At 60.3% G+C, this 16,882-nt stretch carries 15 protein-coding genes; 4 read left to right on the forward strand and 11 right to left on the reverse strand.

Annotation, left to right across the window (positions count from 1 at the left end):
- Positions 1-84: 84 nt before the first annotated feature.
- The 4 genes from pckA to BN1115_RS01335 form a co-directional block, all read right to left on the reverse strand.
- Positions 85-1,710 carry a phosphoenolpyruvate carboxykinase (ATP) gene (pckA, locus tag BN1115_RS01320; RefSeq protein WP_042655727.1) on the reverse strand — a complete coding sequence of 542 codons (1,626 nt, stop codon included), beginning with the start codon at positions 1,708-1,710 and terminating at the stop codon, positions 85-87.
- A 149-nt stretch (positions 1,711-1,859) separates the two neighbouring features.
- Entirely contained in the window at positions 1,860-2,744 is an 885-nt protein-coding gene (gene hslO, locus BN1115_RS01325; RefSeq protein WP_042655728.1) for an Hsp33 family molecular chaperone HslO, read from the reverse strand.
- 77 nt (positions 2,745-2,821) lie between these two features.
- Positions 2,822-3,220: a ribosome-associated heat shock protein Hsp15 gene (gene hslR / locus BN1115_RS01330; protein ID WP_042655729.1), complete on the reverse strand. Its 399-nt coding sequence runs from the start codon at positions 3,218-3,220 to the stop codon at positions 2,822-2,824.
- A gap of 255 nt (positions 3,221-3,475) precedes the next feature.
- Entirely contained in the window at positions 3,476-3,856 is a 381-nt protein-coding gene (locus BN1115_RS01335; RefSeq protein WP_042655745.1) for a hypothetical protein, read from the reverse strand.
- Positions 3,857-4,041: 185 nt separating this feature from the next.
- Here BN1115_RS01335 and BN1115_RS01340 point away from each other — a divergent pair, with 185 nt between their 5' ends.
- Together BN1115_RS01340 and ydiK are read left to right on the forward strand one after the other, a co-directional pair.
- Complete coding sequence (locus BN1115_RS01340) at positions 4,042-5,448, forward strand: phosphatase PAP2 family protein (RefSeq protein ID WP_042655730.1); 1,407 nt, start codon at positions 4,042-4,044, stop codon at positions 5,446-5,448.
- Entirely contained in the window at positions 5,445-6,530 is a 1,086-nt protein-coding gene (gene ydiK / locus BN1115_RS01345) for an AI-2E family transporter YdiK (protein WP_042062190.1), read from the forward strand. The genes BN1115_RS01340 and ydiK overlap by 4 nt, the downstream gene beginning before the upstream one ends.
- A gap of 370 nt (positions 6,531-6,900) precedes the next feature.
- On the opposite strand, the gene BN1115_RS01350 is transcribed toward ydiK, so the two are convergent.
- The 3 genes from BN1115_RS01350 to BN1115_RS01360 form a co-directional block, all read right to left on the reverse strand.
- Positions 6,901-7,368 (reverse strand): GNAT family N-acetyltransferase, encoded by a 468-nt coding sequence (locus BN1115_RS01350; protein WP_042655731.1) that lies wholly within the window; start codon positions 7,366-7,368, stop codon positions 6,901-6,903.
- 378 nt (positions 7,369-7,746) lie between these two features.
- Positions 7,747-8,403: a hypothetical protein gene (locus BN1115_RS01355; protein ID WP_042655732.1), complete on the reverse strand. Its 657-nt coding sequence runs from the start codon at positions 8,401-8,403 to the stop codon at positions 7,747-7,749.
- Between the two features lie 339 nt (positions 8,404-8,742).
- Positions 8,743-9,873: an agmatine deiminase family protein gene (locus tag BN1115_RS01360; RefSeq protein WP_042655733.1), complete on the reverse strand. Its 1,131-nt coding sequence runs from the start codon at positions 9,871-9,873 to the stop codon at positions 8,743-8,745.
- A 155-nt stretch (positions 9,874-10,028) separates the two neighbouring features.
- Here BN1115_RS01360 and BN1115_RS01365 point away from each other — a divergent pair, with 155 nt between their 5' ends.
- Both BN1115_RS01365 and dhaR read left to right on the forward strand, forming a co-directional pair.
- Entirely contained in the window at positions 10,029-10,928 is a 900-nt protein-coding gene (locus tag BN1115_RS01365; RefSeq protein WP_042655734.1) for a LysR family transcriptional regulator, read from the forward strand.
- 73 nt (positions 10,929-11,001) lie between these two features.
- Positions 11,002-12,912: a dihydroxyacetone kinase operon transcriptional regulator DhaR gene (gene dhaR, locus BN1115_RS01370; RefSeq protein ID WP_042655746.1), complete on the forward strand. Its 1,911-nt coding sequence runs from the start codon at positions 11,002-11,004 to the stop codon at positions 12,910-12,912.
- Between the two features lie 94 nt (positions 12,913-13,006).
- On the opposite strand, the gene BN1115_RS01375 is transcribed toward dhaR, so the two are convergent.
- From BN1115_RS01375 to dhaK, 4 genes are all read right to left on the reverse strand, one after another.
- Positions 13,007-14,089, reverse strand: coding sequence for a glycerol dehydrogenase (locus tag BN1115_RS01375; protein ID WP_042655735.1), 1,083 nt, complete (start codon positions 14,087-14,089; stop codon positions 13,007-13,009).
- Between the two features lie 150 nt (positions 14,090-14,239).
- Complete coding sequence (dhaM, locus tag BN1115_RS01380) at positions 14,240-14,956, reverse strand: dihydroxyacetone kinase phosphoryl donor subunit DhaM (protein WP_042655736.1); 717 nt, start codon at positions 14,954-14,956, stop codon at positions 14,240-14,242.
- A 1-nt stretch (position 14,957) separates the two neighbouring features.
- Complete coding sequence (gene dhaL, locus BN1115_RS01385; protein ID WP_005355013.1) at positions 14,958-15,587, reverse strand: dihydroxyacetone kinase subunit DhaL; 630 nt, start codon at positions 15,585-15,587, stop codon at positions 14,958-14,960.
- 15 nt (positions 15,588-15,602) lie between these two features.
- Complete coding sequence (gene dhaK / locus BN1115_RS01390; protein WP_042655737.1) at positions 15,603-16,673, reverse strand: dihydroxyacetone kinase subunit DhaK; 1,071 nt, start codon at positions 16,671-16,673, stop codon at positions 15,603-15,605.
- Between the last annotated feature and the right edge of the window lie 209 nt (positions 16,674-16,882).

Genomic DNA, 16,882 nt, shown 5'->3' on the forward strand with positions numbered 1-16,882 from the left:
TGGCGGCGTTCGGGGCTCCATAAAAACAAAAATGCCGGTCAGCGTGGCTGACCGGCATGATGTCATTGGTACGAAGCGGGGCTATTACAGCTGCGGGCCTGCCGCAACCAGACGTTTGCCTTCGTCGTTATCGGTGAAGCGCTCGAAGTTCTTGATGAAGCGGCCTGCCAGATCGACGGCCTTGGCATCCCACTCGGCCTTGTCGGCGTAAGTGTCGCGCGGGTCGAGGATCGCCGGGTTCACATCGTGCAGCGCTGTCGGGATCTCCAGATTGAAGATTGGCAGCACCTTGGTCTCGGCCTTCTCGATGGAGCCATCCAGGATGGCGTCGATGATGGCGCGGGTATCCTTGATGGAGATGCGCTTGCCGGTGCCGTTCCAGCCGGTGTTGACCAGATAGGCCTCTGCACCTGCCGCTTCCATCCGTTTCACCAGCTCCTGACCGTACTTGGTCGGGTGCAGGGAGAGGAAGGCTGCGCCAAAGCAGGAGGAGAAGGTCGGCGTCGGCTCGGTGATGCCGCGCTCGGTACCGGCCAGTTTGGCGGTGAAGCCAGAGAGGAAGTGGTACTTGGTCTGCTCTTTGGTCAGTTTGGAGACCGGGGGCAGCACGCCGAAGGCGTCGGCAGTCAGGAAGATCACCTTGTTGGCGTGACCTGCCTTGGAGACCGGCTTGACGATGTTTTCGATGTGATAGATGGGGTAGGAGACGCGGGTGTTCTCGGTCTTGGAGCCATCATCGAAGTCGATGGTGCCATCGGCAGCAACGGTTACGTTCTCCAGCAGCGCATCGCGACGGATGGCGTGGTAGATGTCCGGCTCTGCCTCTTCGGAGAGCTTGATGGTCTTGGCGTAGCAGCCACCTTCGAAGTTGAATACGCCGTCGTCGTCCCAGCCGTGCTCGTCATCGCCGATCAGCTGACGCTTGGGATCGGTGGAGAGGGTGGTCTTGCCGGTGCCGGAGAGGCCGAAGAAGATGGCGACGTCGCCGTCCTGACCCACGTTGGCGGAGCAGTGCATGGAGGCAATGCCGCGCAGGGGCAGGAAGTAGTTCATCATCGAGAACATGCCCTTCTTCATCTCGCCACCGTACCAGGTGCCGCCGATGAGCTGGATCTTCTCGGTCAGGTTGAAGGCAACAAAGTTCTCGGAGTTGAGACCCTGCTCCTTCCAGTTCGGGTTGGTGCACTTGGCACCGTTCATCACCACGAAGTCAGGCTTGAAGGTTTTCAGCTCTTCATCGCTCGGGCGGATGAACATGTTCTTCACGAAGTGAGCCTGCCAGGCCACCTCGGTGATGACGCGCACGGCCAGACGGGTATCCGGGTTGGCACCGCAGAAGCCGTCGACCACAAACAGGCGCTTGCCGGAGAGCTGTTTGGTGACCAGCGCTTTCAGATGTGACCACACTTCCGGGCTAATGGCTTTGTTATCGTTTTTACCCTGGTCAGACCACCATACAGTATTCTGGGTAGTGGCATCTTTGACGATATATTTATCTTTAGGGGAGCGACCGGTGAAGATCCCGGTGTTGACGTTGACGGCGCCCAGCTCGGTCACCACACCGCGCTCGAACCCTTCCAGGTCAGAACGTGTCTCTTCCGCGAAAAGCTGGTCGTAAGAGGGGTTGCGAACGATTTCTTGGCTGTTTGTGATGCCGTACTGGTCCAGTCCTAATTGTTGGGCCAGGGTGGGTTCTGCCACGATTGTCATTGTATTCTCCTGGGTTCAGAGGTTGGTAGGGTTCTATCTGACGGTCATCCTATCACTTAGGTGGTAGAGTTTAGCGATCGCCATCAAACTTTATAAAATAGGGTATTTTTTTGTTATTAAAGTTAAAGGCGGGTTTTGCCCGCCTTTAATTAGTGTAACTGGTTTGCATCATTGCTGGGAGCCCTGCTGAACAGGGTTTCGACATCGATCCCATTAAATTGGTACTGGGCGCCGCAATAATCACAGTGCATGTCGATCTTGCCGAGCTCCTGCACCATCTCCATGACTTCTTCCTTTTCTATCTGCAACAGGGCCCCTTCGCAGCGCTCGCGGGAGCAGGTGCAACGGAACTCGACCGCCTGCGGATCGAACACCCGTACCTTGTCCTGATGGTAGAGACGGTAGAGGATCTCTTCCGCTTCCAGCCCGAACAGCTCTTCATCCTTGATGGTGCTGGTGAGCTGGGTCAGGTGATCGAAATCGTTGCTGTGATCCTCGCTCTGGGCGGGCAGCTCCTGCAGCATGATGCCGGCGGCGCGCGGCGCACCTTCGTGGTAGCCGGTGCGGATCCACAACTTGGTCGCCAGCTGTTCGGAGCGGGCGAAGTAGTGCTCCAGGCAGCCTGCCAGGGTGTCGGCGTCCAGCGCGATGATGCCCTGATAGCGCTCGCCCTGTTCCGGGGTGATGGTGATGATCAGCTGGCCATTGCCGATCAGGCTCTGCAGCTTGCCATCGCTCGGCAGCTCGCCTTCATAGCGGGCCACGCCGCGCAGTTGCTGGTTGTTGTCACCGTTGATCACGGCCAGACGCACCGGGCCATCGCCCTGCAGCTGTACAGTGATGGAGCCTTCAAACTTGAGGGTGGCGGTCAGCAGGCTGGTGGCGACCAGCAGCTCGCCCAGCAGTTTTTGCACCTGCACCGGGTAGTTCTGGGCTTCCACCACGTGGCGGTAGGTGTGATCCAGCTGGACCAGCTCGCCACGCACTTCGTACTCTTCAAACAGATAGCGATACAGCAGATCTTGGTTGCTCATCATGTATTCCTGGCTTTTCGGTGAGGTAAATCGGGCGGGCTGGGGTTGCTGCCAGCCCGGTATCAAATCGGGGTCGGTCAGTACTGTTTGACCCTGAGCAACTGGCGTCGCTCCTGCTTGTCGGGGCGGCGCTCGGGGCTGGGAGCAAACTGGCTGTTGAAGCGGCGTGCCTCGCTGTTCTCGGCCCGTTTCTTCAGGCTCTCGGCGGTCTCTTCATAGAGCTGCTGGGCCAGCGGGGCCGATTTGCGCTGCTCGCTCAAGGCCAGCACCCGCACTTCGCGTTCGTCCTGCCCCTGCCAGAAGCGGATCAGTGCACCCACTTCCACCTGTTTGCCCGGTTTGCTGCGCTGACCATTGTAGTGCACCTTGCCCCCGTCTATCTGATCCCGCGCCACGGAGCGGGTCTTGTAGAAACGGGCCGCCCACAGCCACTTGTCGAGACGAACCTCAAGGGGACTTTCTGCATGATTGGGCATGAACAGGCTCCATAACGGGGAAAAGAGGTGGTCGATTATACCAGAGCACGGGGTCGGGATAGAAACCGGGCAGCCGCAGCGCGGGGCGCAAACCATGTCAAGGTGATGCAACATATGGGCAGTTTGCTGATTCACAAGGGAAAGCCGGTGCGTTATCGGGCATGTATGGGGTAGGGAAGGGCCTTCATACCGCGTATATAAAGCTGCCGCCCCGGTTGGGAGCGGCAGCGTTCACATCCATCGACTCGGGCTGAGTCAGAAGTGATCGTGCTGATCCGGCTTCTTCTGGTCATGCGGGCCTTCGCTGTGGGCGATGGCGGTGCGGATCAGATCAACCCCGGCGCGGATAATCAGCACCCCCATGTTGACCAGCTTGACGCAGACCCACATGAAGGTGATGAGCAGGATCAGCTTGAGCACGGTCTGGAACGCTTCCAGGAAGTTCTGCTCCAGCTGGGAGGTCAGGCCGTTGGCGCTGGTCATCAGCCAGGTGTAGACCTCGCGCACGAACGGGATGCGGCTTGGCATCTCCAGCACATCCAGTGCGGCAGGGAGCGCCTGGAAGATGACGATGCTGCCGAACAGGATCAAAATGACACCGATGGCGATGCCGAGGAAAAAGCCGAACTGTCTCATGGAGGGCTCCAGCATTTGCTGCATGAAATTGAAGATAGCCGCCAATAGTAGGGAGTGCCCCGCTTCATCGCAATCTTCCGTGCACCGCCAGCGCGGCGGGAACGGCGGCGATCCGGCCGCTACCATTGCCCAACTATCTGATTTCTGGGAGGCTTGTCGCCATTGTGCATAGGGAAAGCAAATTGATGTCGAGAACCCTCTTTTTACTGTTGCTGACGCTGATTGCCGCTGTGCCTGCGGTGAGTGCCGAACCGGCGGCTCCCTCGGCCCCCTCGGCCCCCTCGGCGGCCGCCTGCGCCATCCGCCATCAGGAGCAACTGCTGCTGGTGCAGGATCGCATCTCCTCCCGCTACAGCCTGAGCGGCGGCTATATCGATGGCGGCGAGCGCCCGCAGCAGGCGGCGCTGCGCGAACTCTATGAAGAGACCGGCCTGCACGGCGAAATCGTCGCGGATCTTGGCCGCTGGCAGAAAGCGCAGGTCTTTGCCTGCCGCACCCTTCAGCCCATCGTCGCCCAGCAAGACACAGCGTTTGTCTCGATCCTGAAGGCCCCCAATCTGGGGGGCGAGATCCTCAACGCCCGGCTGATCGCCACCGACCAGCTCCCCCGTGAGCAGCGCCGTTTCCCGGATCAGCTCGACTGGCTGCAAGCCCAGCTTGAGCAGGTGCCCGAGAGCGAGGTGCGCTGGCAGGCCGATTTCGTGGCGCAGGGCAATGCGCTGCATCAGGTCGAGATCCCGCTGATGATGCGCCTGCAGCAGTGGCTGGGGTCCGATGTCTGGTGGCTGTCGGTCAGCAATCTGTTTGGTTCAGGCGGCTTTCAGCTTGCCCTGATACCTTTGCTGCTCCCGCTGCTGGGGTGGCCACGACTGCGCCAGCTGCTGTTCGCCATGCTCTGGCTCGGGCTGCTGGTGCAGGCGGGCAAGGAGGGGATCGGCTGGCCGCGCCCCTTCCATCTGCAACCAGAGCTGGCAACCCAGAGCGCGCAAGGCTTTGGCATGCCGAGCGGCCATACCGCCTCGGCCCTACTGTTCTGGGGGGCGCTGCTTGGCTGGCTGTGGCCGACGCACCGCTGGCGGGCGCTTTCGCTGGCCCTGTTGCTGGCGCTGGTCACCGGTCTGGCGCGGGTCTGGCTCGGAGTACACTTTATCTCTGACGTGGCGGCCGGGTTGCTGATCGGCGCCTTGCTGCTGGCTGCTCGCCCCTGCTGGCGTGCCGATGGGCATGCGGTTGGCTGGCTGCTGCTGATTGCCGCCGCACTGGCACTCGGGGGGCTGACCCAATCGGCCCATCTGACCGGGATCGGCCTGACGGCGCTCGGGCTCTGGATGGGCGGCTTGCTTACCCTGAGCCGTAGCGGTTATCCCCCCATCCTGGCCGGCGCAGTCACGCTGGCGGGGGGCACTGTGATCGGGGCCGGGCTGTGGGCGGTGCCGCTGCTGACCAGCAGCTCGCTCACTATCCTGCTCGGCCAGTTATCGCTCTTTTTCGGGCTGGGGCTCTGGTTGAGCGCGGGCCTCTGGTGGATACTCTCTTTCTTGAAATGCGATACACGACCCAAGGGCAACGGCTCTGACAAGGGAACTCTATGAATGTGAAAAAAGTGGATTTGGCCAAGACAACCCTGGGGGTGCTGTTTATCAGCCTCCTGATTATCTCCTGTTTCTTGGTGTTGCAGCCCTTCCTGCCAGCACTGGTGTGGGCCACCATGATCACCATCGCCACCTGGCCGCTGATGCTGATGATGCAGCGCCTGCTGTGGGGCAAGCGTTCGCTGGCGGCCCTGTTTATGACGCTGGTGCTGCTGCTGATATTTGTCATCCCGCTCTTTATGACGCTGGCCAATGTGGCGGAGAAGGCCCCCATGCTGATCGAGCTGGGCACCCATATCAGCCAGTCGCCGCCGCCAGAGCTGCTCTGGCTGCAACAGATCCCGCTGGTGGGTACCAAGTTGTATGAGTTCTGGCAGCAAATTCTGGCGAGCGGTGGTCAGGTGCTGTTTGCCAAGCTGGCGCCCTATTTCGGCCAGACCGCCCGCTGGCTGGCCTCTCAGGCCGGTAATCTGGGGCTGCTGTTCGTTCACTTCCTGCTGACGGTCGGTATCTGCGGTTTGCTCTATCACTCGGGTGAAGTGGTGGCGACCGGCATTCGCCGCTTTGCCCACCGGCTGGCGGGCCAACGGGGTGACAATGCCACCGTGCTCGCTTCACAGGCGATCCGCGCCGTGGCGATGGGGGTGGTGGTGACAGCGCTGGTGCAATCCACGGTGGCCGGTGTCGGCCTGCTGATTGCCGGTATCCCCTACGCCATGATCTTGGTGGTGGTGATGTTCCTGCTGATCGTCGCCCAGATCGGCCCCTTCCCGGTGCTGCTGGCCTGTATCGGCTATCTCTACTGGAGCGGCGACACCACCTGGGGCACCTTCCTGCTGGTATGGTCACTGTTTGCGGGCACCATGGACAACTTCCTGCGCCCCTTCCTGATCAAGCGTGGCGCCGACCTGCCGCTGATCCTGATCCTGGTGGGTGTTATCGGTGGCTTGCTGACCATGGGGATCATCGGTCTGTTTATCGGCCCCGTGGTGCTGGCGGTGGGTTACACCCTGCTGGATGCCTGGATCAAGGAAGATGACCAACCGGCGACCGCTGCGGTTGAAGCGCCCAAGGCCCAATAACGATTCAGTAAAAAGACGATTCGGTAACAAGACGATTCAGCCATCCATCGTTGATACCAAGAGCCGCCCATAAGGGCGGCTCTTTTATTTGTGGTGATTATGATTATTGCGATCGTGTCGGATTGGTTGATCCGCTCTAACCTGCATATCCCATATATTACCGTCCCATGCAGGTTCGATTAGCGAAGCGTAATCGGACGATCGAGGCACAGTTGCCCCGGAGTTTCCGTCAATCATCGGCCTCTGTCAGAGGGGGAATTGGGTGACCGTGATAGCGGGAGAATTGATTGACGCGAACGTCCGATTACGCCTTACGGCTAATCGAACCTACGGGCTGGCTATACGGAGTTTGTTCAGAAAGGTGGGTTTCCTAATTTAAGCCTGTCTTCTTTGACATATTGTAGCCAGAAATGGCAAAGCCAACATCTTGATACAGTTTTAACGCTCTTTGATTATGGTACGCCACTCGTAATTTAATTTGCTCAATCCCAATTGATGCTAATTTTGATTCAAACGCAGAAATTGCCAATTTCCCATAACCGTTATTGCGACGATTTGAGAAAATGAAGAAGTCATAAATAAACGTGGATTTATCATCGGCGTTAATCGAATGCCACAAATAACCAACTAGTTCTGAATCTGATTCGATGCACAATAATTCATGCTTATCGCTTTCCAAGCCATTAGGAAAACTACGAAGAAGCTCCTGATTGGCTAACTCTATCGCTCTATCTATTGAGTGGCCATAATTATCAGCTATCTCACGGCTGTAATCATCAATAAAATAATCGCAATATGCTGGATATTCACTTGAGATCATAGGTCTGAGCTTAATCATGTCTAATCCTTTAAAACGAGATAATGCCATATTAATGGGTGAGCTACGTTGCCACCTAACCTAAACCATTGCACCATAAACACGAAACCCAACCTTACACCGAAAATGCCCAGCGTTGCGAATCATTCTGAAATGCTTTGCTATGTTGGCGTGAATTTTGTGAAACATGCTATCGATAAAAAAGGACATCCATCCTGGCCATGCTGGCGATACAGCAGTTTTCTCAGGAAGGTGGGTGTCCTAATTTTACGGTTATCTCCGTGAGTCAGCGGCGGCCTGCCAGAGGGAAAATGCGGGTGGCCGTTATCGCGGGGAAATAGATTTACGCGAACGTCCGATTACGCCTTGCGGCTAATCGAACCTACGGGCTGCCCGTGTTCATGGCTGCGATTTATCTATCCAAAACTCATATTCGATATTGTGTATTTTCTCGGTTCTGGTTAATGAACTAAGTAATAGTTGTATGGCATAATTATGCTTATCTAAGGAGCTACACACTTGTGGCCCCATGTAAGCAATGATTTTGTTTTTCTGGATCGGATAGTGAGTAGATTCAAGGCTTTTAATGTTTGAACATGTTTTTATATATAACAAACATGCCATGGCTCCTGACCACATTGAATAGAGTTTGTGATGAGCTTGGTTTAGTTGATTGACAACAGCCAAGTCAATGCTATTTAGCTCACTGCTGTTTAAAGTGTTATATGTGCCGATCAAGTAGCTACGGAGTGTAAGACCCTCACCCACTTCTTTATCCAATTCATTGTTCAATTCACCCAAATACTCAGTTAGCTGGGTTTCTTGAAGACTCACTAAGTGCTGCCGATGTTGGGCCATTTGCAAGTATATTTGCACGCATAATACAGACAACGTTAACAGAGTTAAAATGGGTGTGTAAACTCCACCAATATACCCTCCCAAATCAGACCACTCTTCCGGTTTTTCCCAAAAGCCGATACCAAATTGAAATGCATAAGTAGCTACTGGAGCAATCAGGATAAAGAAAACTATGGCAAATAGAATATTTCGGAACACTCATAACTCCAGATAGGCATTAACGCCATGTTAAGGTTTAAGCACCGTAATGCCGATGCCACGGCAAACTGTCTCGTTCACTAAGCGTTACAGATAGTAAAAGTGGTTTGCTAACTCTATTTTCCATTAGAGAAAATACACTTCTGGAGTGGCAATGGAAAGTGCCACTCACCCTCAGCTTCTTGAATTACACAGGAGTGTGAGTGAGGTGACATCCCATACGGCATGCTGGCCAATATGCCGAACGGCAGCGGGTCAGGGGCCCTGGTTAACAGAAATGGTATGGATAAATAACCCGTGGCGTTGCAGCGCCCCGGGTTATCAGTGGGTAGGGGAGGGTCAGGCTGGCTGGTGCAGAGTGATGCAGTGAATGCCACCGCCACCGGCGGCGACCGGATCAATATTGATCTGCACGATTTCGCGGCCGGGGTAGAGGCGGGCCAGCAGATCGTGGCAGTAGCGGTCGGCGGCCTTGTCGCCAAACTCGGGGGCGATCACCGCGCCATTGATCGGCAGATAGTTGATATAACCGGCGGCGAAGTCGCGGCTGCGGCTAAAGCGGTTGTCCCGCACATCGAGCGGTGGCGGCAGCATATGCAGCTCCAGCTTGTTGCCGTCCGCATCGGTGGCCTGCTTGAGGATGGCCAGATGCTGGCGGGTCACCTCGTAGTCGTGGGACTGGGGATCGTTGTCCAGATTGACCACCACCACCCCGGGGCGGACAAAGCGGGCGTAAAAATCGACGTGGGCATCTGTGATGTCCTTGCCCTTGATGCCCGGCAACCAGATGATTTTGCGCAGCCCCAGATTGGCTTTCAGCTCCGCTTCCAGTTGCGCCTTGCTCACCCCCGGGTTGCGGTTGCTGTTGAGCCAGCAGCTCTCGGTCATGATGGCGGTGCCGTTGCCATCCACCTCGATGCCGCCCCCTTCGCCAGTCAGCTTGCTTTGCAGATAGTGGGCATCCGCCTGCTTGCTGACCAGCTCGGCGACGCCCGCATCCTGTTCGTGCTCCTGCTTGTCACCCCAGCCGTTGAAGTTGAAATCCACCAGCCCCAGCTCCCCTTCGCCATTCTGAACGAAGACGCCGCCGGTATCGCGCAGCCAGATATCGTCCAGCTCTGCGACGATAAAGCGGGTGTTCTGCTCGCCACAGAGCTTGCGGGCCAGCGCCTCCTCCTCTTCGCGGCAGAGCACGCTCACCTTGGTGTAAGGGGTCATGGCTTGAACCAGCCGCCCGATGGTGGCCTGCACTTCCTTGTAGTCGCGACCCCAGATATCGGCACTGGCGGCAAAGGCGACCCAGACCTGCGTCTGAGGGGCGGCTTCATCGGGCATATGGAATTGCTCGCCGCTGGCAGCATCCTCACCGGCATTGCCGCTGGCCGCGTGGGCCTTGCCCGGCAGATTGCCGAGCCCGGCCAGCACGCCAATGGCGGCCAGCTGTTTCAATACGTTGCGTCGGGATGGCATGAAAAACTCCTTGGATGAGGGCGCTCTTTGCTGTCGCTGAATGACCGGAAGTGACAAGCGCTGTTAATCGAATTGCGTTGAGTAATAGACTATCCGTGGCCGTAGCGGCGAACAAACGATCAATTTTCGGTAAAAGTGATAAGTGGAGCTAATCAATGGTGTTCAAGCAGTGGCCCCCGCTCAACGTGCTACGGGGCTTTGAGGCGGCGGCCAGACTCGGCAGTTTTCATCAGGCGGCGCAGGAGCTGCACCTGACACAGTCCGCCATTAGCCAGCAGATCCGCTCGCTGGAGGAGCTGCTCGGCCAGCCGCTGTTTCACCGGCAGGGGCGTTCGGTCGCGCTGACCGATGCGGGGCAGGATCTGCTGGAGACCACCCAGAGCGTGCTGTTGCAGCTGGCGATGGGGATCCAGCGGCTGGAGCAGTACCGCAAACCGAACCAGCTGGTGCTCAACACCAGCACCGCCATCGCCCGCCACTGGCTGCTGCCGCGACTGGGAGAGTTTCATCGGCTGCATCCCGACATCGATCTCTGGCTGTTCACCAGTGACGAAGAGCCCGACATGGCCGAGCAGACCGTCGATCTCGCCCTGCGCTGGGATCTCGCGCCGCAGGCCGAGTGTCGCCATCAGCACATGGTTGCAGATCGCTTGCTGCCGGTGGCCACCGCAACCGTGTTGTCCCGGCCCGCGGAGGAGCGCACCACCCTGCATGGCGAGCGGGCGCTGGATTGGCATCACTGGACACTCAAGGGGGGAGAGGATCTGCAACTGCAGACCCGGGGGCTCAACTTCTCCGATCCCGGTCTGCTGCTGGAGGCGGCCAGCGCCGGACTCGGCGTGGCGCTGGTGAGCGAGCTGCTCTCCCGTCCCGTCCGTCAGCAGGGGCAGCTGTTGCCGCTCTCCAGCCGTCGGGTCAAGGGGCCGCAGTGGGATCTGCTGGTGCATCAGGAGAGCGAAGGGATGCCGGAGTGCCGCGCCTTCTGCCACTGGCTCGGCCAGCAATTTGCCGACGGCGAACCCGACCGGGAGGAGGGCGGGCTTGTCACCCTCTGAGGCAGGTCACTGAATCTGCGGGGAGGGCGTGGTTAAATGACGGCTTATCTTTTTGCCGGATATTGCTGTGACCATGCCATCTGACCTTCAGCATCATCAGCACCTTCAGCCCTGGCCTGACTATCTGCAGGCATCCTGGCTGCGCTGCGCCCATCAGACCAGTGCCACCCTCTGGCATCCGCCCCACAGCGCCAAGGGGCAGACCTTGCAGAGCCTGCGCCAGCGCAAGCGGGACCTGCTCACCACCGGCGAGATGGCCCTCGAGGATCTCTACGAATTTATGGAGGGGCGCCCCTGCGCCCTGCTGCTCACCGACGAGAGCGGCTGCCTGCTGGCCCGGACCGGCCACCCCGACACCCTGCGCGAGCTGGCGGCGCTGGGGTTTGGCCCCGGCGCCTTTTTCAGCGAGGGGCGTATCGGCACCAATGCCATCAATCTGGCGGCGCTGGAGGGAGTGCCGCTCTGCGTCAGCGGCCCCCAGCACTTCAATCAGACCCTCCATCCTTGGCACAGCTGCGCCAGTCCGGTCTACAACAGCAATGGCCGTCAGGTCGCCATCATCGCCTTGATCTGCAAGGTAGAGGAGGCGAGCGCGGGCGATCTGGCGCTCACCGTCAGCGCCGGGCGCGAGCTGGCCCATCTGCTGCAGATGGAGACCCTGATGCAGGAGTCCCAGCATCACCTGAGCGAGCTTTACGCCCTGCTCGATGGCATGGATGACGGCGTACTGGCCTGGGATCCGCAGGGCCGGCTGCGCTACCTCAACGCGCTGGCGGCCAATCGGCTGCGGCTCGATCCGGCGCTCTGTCTCGGCCAACCGCTGGAGCTGCACCTGCTGCTGCCCCAGCGGTTGCAGCTGGCCATCAGGGGGCAGACGCCACTGAGTCATGTGGAGGTGACGCTGGAGCGGCTCGGCGCGCAGGAGGCGGAGTTTATCAATGCGCTGGTGAGCCTCAAGCCGCTGCCGGGGCCGGAGGGGGTCAGCTTTATCGCCCTGCTGCACCCGGTTGACCGGCTGCGGGCCATTCATCAGCTGCGCCAGACGGTGCCCGAGCTGTCGGCGTTGGTGGGCGAATCGAGCGCCATGCGCAAGCTGCTGCGCTACGCCCGGCAGGCGGCCCAGAGTCAGGGGCCGATCCTGCTGCGCGGCGAGGAGGAGGTGGGCAAGGCCCAGCTGGCGGAGGCGATCCACTTTGGCAGCGAACGGGCCGCCGGGCCGCTCATTACCCTCAACTGCAAGGCGCTGCCGAGCGAGCGGATGGCGCTGGAGCTGATGGGTTCCGATGAGGCGGGGCAGGAGCGGGCGGGCAAGTTCGAGCTGGCCCACGGCGGCACCCTGGTGCTGGAGCAGGTGGAGTGCCTCTCTGCCCCCATGCAGGCGGCGCTGCTGCAACTGCTCAAGACCGGCCGCATCCAGCGCTTCGATTCAGCCCGCATCCTGCCGCTCAAGGTGCGGATCATCGCCACCAGCAGCGCCCCGCTGGAGCAGCTGGTACAGGAGGGATTGTTTGGCCGCCAGCTGCTCTATGCCTTGCAGGCGTGCGAGCTGTGGCTGCCGGGGCTGCGGGAGCGCAGTGCCGATCTGCCGGGCCTTATCAGCCAGCAGCTGGGGGCGCAGGGTCGCGAGCCGGTGCGCCAGTTCAGTCCGGCGGCCCTCGATTGTCTGCTCGCCTATCCCTGGCCCGGCAATCTGGGGGAGCTGCGCAGCGCCGTGGAGCATGCGCTGCTTCACGCCGGTCAGGGGCCGATCCCGCCCGAGGCGCTGCCCGCAGCCATTCGGCACGGCTATCAGCAGGTGGCAGACGAGGTGGTGGGGCAACCGCTGCTAACGCTGGCGGAGCTGGAGCGGCAAGCCATCTTGCGCTGCGCCCACGCTTGCAAGGGGCAGGTGAGCCAGATGGCCCAGCATCTTGGCATCAGCCGCACCACCCTGTGGCGGCGGCTGAAACTGCTCGAGATCGATCCCGCCGACTATCACGGCTGATAGTTATTCAGGCTGTTGCGAACCGGCCCGCAGAAAATGAAAAGGCCCCGCAGTTGCGGGGCCTTGTTATATGGCAAGGTCAGCGGTGGCGTGGTTACAGCCCCAGCTGGTGGGCGGTGACGATGGCCGCCAGCACATCCTCGGCGGTGACCTTGAACGGCATATTGTGGATGGTCTCGCCCTCGGCGGTGGAGGCTTTGGCCACCTCCATCAGGCGCGCCATATCCAGCTCCTTGACTCCCATCATATGCAGGTTGGTCGGCAGGCCCACCGAGCGGCAGAAGGCCAGCACTGTTTCGATCTCCGCCATCGGGGCGTTCTCCAGCACCAGCTGCACCAGGGTACCGAACGCCACCTTCTCACCGTGGTAGAGGTGGTGACACTCGGCCAGCTGGGTCAGACCGTTGTGGATGGCGTGGGCGGCGGCCAGCCCGCTGCTCTCGAAGCCGATACCGCTCAGGTAGGTGTTGGCCTCGATGATGTTCTCCACCGCCTTGGTGCAGAGCCCCTGTTCCACCGCCAGCTTGGCCTTGTAGCCATCGGCCAGCAGGGTCTTGTAGCAGAGCTCGGCGATGGCCTGCGCCGCCAGGGTGGAGGCACCACCGGCCATGGTCTGGCAACCGGACACCTTGTTGGCACGGGCCTCGAAGTAGGTGGAGAGCGCATCCCCCATGCCGGAGACCAAGAGCCGCACCGGAGCGCGGGAGATCACGCCGGTATCCATGATGACCATGTTGGGGTTGGTCGGGATCATCAGGTATTCGCTGAACTGCCCTTCCGGGGTGTAGATGACCGCCAGCGCGCTGGTGGGGGCATCGGTGGAGGCGATGGTCGGCACTATGACCACCGGCACTTTCTGGTAGAAGGCGACCGACTTGGCGGTATCCAGCGTCTTGCCGCCGCCGATGCCGATAATGACGTCAAAGGGCGTCTGGTTGCAGCGGGCCAGCAGGCGGTCGATCTCGAGGCGGGAGCACTCGCCATTGAAGCAGTCGAACTCTGGCTTGATACCGGCGCCGTGGAAGCTGGTGGCCACGGTATCGCCCACCAGCTTGGTGACGAAGGCGTCGGCCAGAATGAGCGGCTTGGCGCCGAGCGCTTTAACGTAGTTGCCGATATTGGCGAGGGCCCCGTTGCCTTGCACGTATTTGCTGGGGCTGATGATAATGCGGTCCATATTTTATCCCTCTCTTTATGAATTAAGACTTCTCTTAAAACTTACAGGGGCGAAGGGGCGGCAGTGCCGGGGACTCCTTCGTCTTTTACTTGCACGAAAGTGGTGCTGCACTGGCTCAGCGAGCGAGTGCAGCCCCTTGAAACAGTGGCGTCAGTCGCCAAAGCGCTCGGCTGCCAGCTGCTGGAAGCAGGTCAGTGCGGCGGTGGCATCCTCGCCGCGTGCCAGCAGGGTGAGCTGGTCGCCCTGACGCACGTTGAGCATGGCGAGCCGGGTCAGGCTGCGGGGGTTGGCCTCTTTATCCCCCTTTTGCAGCTTGAGTTCGGCGGCAAAGGGCTTGAGGGCGGCTACCAGTCGGGCGGCGGGGCGCACATGCAGGCCGTGGGGGTTATCCACCACCACCTCACAGCGCAGCCAGCCGTCGTCGGCTACCGGTGCCGTTTCAGTGGCAACCTGTGCAGCTGTGGCAGGCAACATGGCTTGCTTGGGCCCCAGGGCGCCGAGTGCCTCGGCGGCCACCTCATCCAGCGTCAGGCCGGAACCGGCCGCCACCACGGCAGCCAGGGTGCCCTCGACCAGCGGAGCGGGGCAGAGCCGCACCCTAGCGCTTAACTCGGGGGGCAGCAGTTCGAGGGCGGTTTCGGCGCTGAGCAGGGCGCTGCCCAAGTCCATCAGTACCAGCACGCCGCTGCCGTCGTCCGCTTCTTCAATCGCACTCATCACGGCGATGGCATCTGTGCCGATGGGGTGGTCGGGGTCATCGACCCCGGCCGCCAGCAGCAATCGGGCCGGGCTGCCGAGCTGGTCGGCCAGCGCTTTCAAACCGGCCGCCAGCATGGCGCTGTGAGAGACAACTACGATTCCGATCATGTCACAACCTCGCTCTGTCACGCAGGGCGGTCAGCAGCAGCAGGGTCGAGGTGGCCCCGGCATCCTGATGGCCGATGCTGCGCTCGCCAAGATAGCTGGCGCGTCCCTTGCGGGCCTGCATCTGGATGGTGGCCTCGGTACCGGCAGCGGCGGCGGCTACTGCCTTGTCCAGCGCCTCGTTGAGGGGCAGCTCTTGCTGCTGCGCCTGTTGCAGGGCCGCCAGTGCTGGCCACCAGGCATCGCACATGGTCTTGTCGCCCGGCTCGGCGCGGCCACGGGAGACGATCCCTTCGACTCCGTCACTGAGCATTTTGCACAGCTGGCTGAGGCTCAGGCTCTGGCAGGCATCGGTGCTGGCCGCCGCCCGGATAAAGAAGGTGCCGTAGAGCGGGCCGCTGGCACCGCCGACCGAGGAGAGCAAGGTCATGCCGGTGGTTTTCAGCACCTGACCGATATCCTTGTCCGCCACCGCAGGCAGCTTCTCGGCCACCTTGGCAAAGCCGCGCTGCATGTTGAGGCCGTGGTCGCCGTCGCCGATGTCGGTATCCAACGCGGTGAGGTAGTCACGCTGCTCGGTAAAGATGTGTTCGCAGTCGAGCAGCCAGTTGACAATGTGATGTTTGCTTAGCATGGGAATGAAGGCTCCTTAGCAGCCGCGACGCAGTGCGGGGGTGTGAACGGGGGCATCCCACAGGGTCATCAGTTCATCATCCACCTTGAGCAGGGTGATGGAGATGCCGGTCATGTCGAGGGAGGTGCAGTAGGGGCCGATCAGGTTGCGCACCAGATGGATGCCCGCCTCTTCGCACAGGGTGGCGAGGCGACCATAGACGCCATAGAGCTCGGAGATGGGCGTGCCGCCGAGGCTGTTGACCAGTGCGATAACCCGATCGCCCTTGTTGAGCGGTTCGATAAAGGTGTGCTCTTCCTGCCAGCTGCCGGAGGCTCTGTCCCAGTGACGCAGAGTACGGCCATAGGGAGTGTTGTCCGCCAGCTCGCTGAACATGTCGTCCACCAGGGTATTGAGGTCGGTGAAGGGGCGGCGCTCGATGCCGGGTTCACCGTGAATACCGACGCCGAACTCCATCTCGTTGTCGGCCAGGGTGAAGGAGGGCTTGCCAGCAGCAGGCACGGTGCAGGCGTGGGTGGCAACGCCGATGGTGCGGCTCTGGTTGTTGATGCGGCGGGCCAGTGCCTCGCAGCGGGTCAGGTCATAGCCCACTTCGGCAGCGGCCCCCACCAGTTTTTCGCACAGCACGGTCGTAGCAACACCACGGCGACCGGCGGTATAGAGGCTGTCTTTGACCGCCACGTCGTCATCGATCAGCGAGAAGCCGACCTTGACCCCGTCACCGTGCAGCAGCTCGACCGCGGTCTCGAAGTTGAGCACGTCGCCGGTGTAGTTCTTCACCAGAAACAGCACGCCCGCGCCGCCATCAACGGCCTGACCGCATTCGTACATCTGATCCGGCGTCGGGGAGGTAAAAATCTCGCCGGGGCAGGCGCCATCCAGCATCCCCTTGCCCACCAGACCGCCGTGCATCGGCTCGTGGCCGCTGCCACCGCCGGAGACCAGCGCCACCTTGCCCATCACGGGGGAGTCGGCGCGGGTGATGTAGTGGGGTTCGATACGTACCTTGAGCTCGGGGTGGGCGGCTGCCATCCCCATCAGTTGTTCACGGACCACGGCATCGACGGCATTGATCAGTTTCTTCATGGCTCACTCCTTGGCTTGCCACCGCACGGGTGGGCAAATGGTTGATGGAGCCAGTCTAACGACAGAAAAATGGATAAAAATGACGGCCGATTTGGTTCGGATTTGAAACAGTAGAAGGGAGGTTTGTGTTTCAATCTGAAACGGTGCGGGGCAAACGGGCGAGAAACTGTTAGCGGCCTCACAGCCATGAAAAAGGCTATGTCCCAATT

It is taken from the genome of Aeromonas allosaccharophila (assembly GCF_000819685.1).
Taxonomy (GTDB): domain Bacteria; phylum Pseudomonadota; class Gammaproteobacteria; order Enterobacterales; family Aeromonadaceae; genus Aeromonas; species Aeromonas allosaccharophila.

Bases quoted from the DNA above. Each gene is read 5' to 3' on its own strand.
- dhaM (WP_042655736.1), bottom strand. From the start codon at position 14,956: ATGATCGGAATCGTAGTTGTCTCTCACAGCGCCATGCTGGCGGCCGGT.
- dhaL (WP_005355013.1), bottom strand. From the start codon at position 15,587: ATGCTAAGCAAACATCACATTGTCAACTGGCTGCTCGACTGCGAACAC.
- BN1115_RS01375 (WP_042655735.1), bottom strand. From the start codon at position 14,089: ATGGACCGCATTATCATCAGCCCCAGCAAATACGTGCAAGGCAACGGG.
- BN1115_RS01360 (WP_042655733.1), bottom strand. From the start codon at position 9,873: ATGCCATCCCGACGCAACGTATTGAAACAGCTGGCCGCCATTGGCGTG.
- BN1115_RS01350 (WP_042655731.1), bottom strand. From the start codon at position 7,368: ATGATTAAGCTCAGACCTATGATCTCAAGTGAATATCCAGCATATTGC.
- BN1115_RS01365 (WP_042655734.1), top strand. From the start codon at position 10,029: ATGGTGTTCAAGCAGTGGCCCCCGCTCAACGTGCTACGGGGCTTTGAG.
- dhaK (WP_042655737.1), bottom strand. From the start codon at position 16,673: ATGAAGAAACTGATCAATGCCGTCGATGCCGTGGTCCGTGAACAACTG.
- BN1115_RS01335 (WP_042655745.1), bottom strand. From the start codon at position 3,856: ATGAGACAGTTCGGCTTTTTCCTCGGCATCGCCATCGGTGTCATTTTG.
- BN1115_RS01340 (WP_042655730.1), top strand. From the start codon at position 4,042: ATGTCGAGAACCCTCTTTTTACTGTTGCTGACGCTGATTGCCGCTGTG.
- pckA (WP_042655727.1), bottom strand. From the start codon at position 1,710: ATGACAATCGTGGCAGAACCCACCCTGGCCCAACAATTAGGACTGGAC.
- hslO (WP_042655728.1), bottom strand. From the start codon at position 2,744: ATGAGCAACCAAGATCTGCTGTATCGCTATCTGTTTGAAGAGTACGAA.
- ydiK (WP_042062190.1), top strand. From the start codon at position 5,445: ATGAATGTGAAAAAAGTGGATTTGGCCAAGACAACCCTGGGGGTGCTG.
- dhaR (WP_042655746.1), top strand. From the start codon at position 11,002: ATGCCATCTGACCTTCAGCATCATCAGCACCTTCAGCCCTGGCCTGAC.
- hslR (WP_042655729.1), bottom strand. From the start codon at position 3,220: ATGCCCAATCATGCAGAAAGTCCCCTTGAGGTTCGTCTCGACAAGTGG.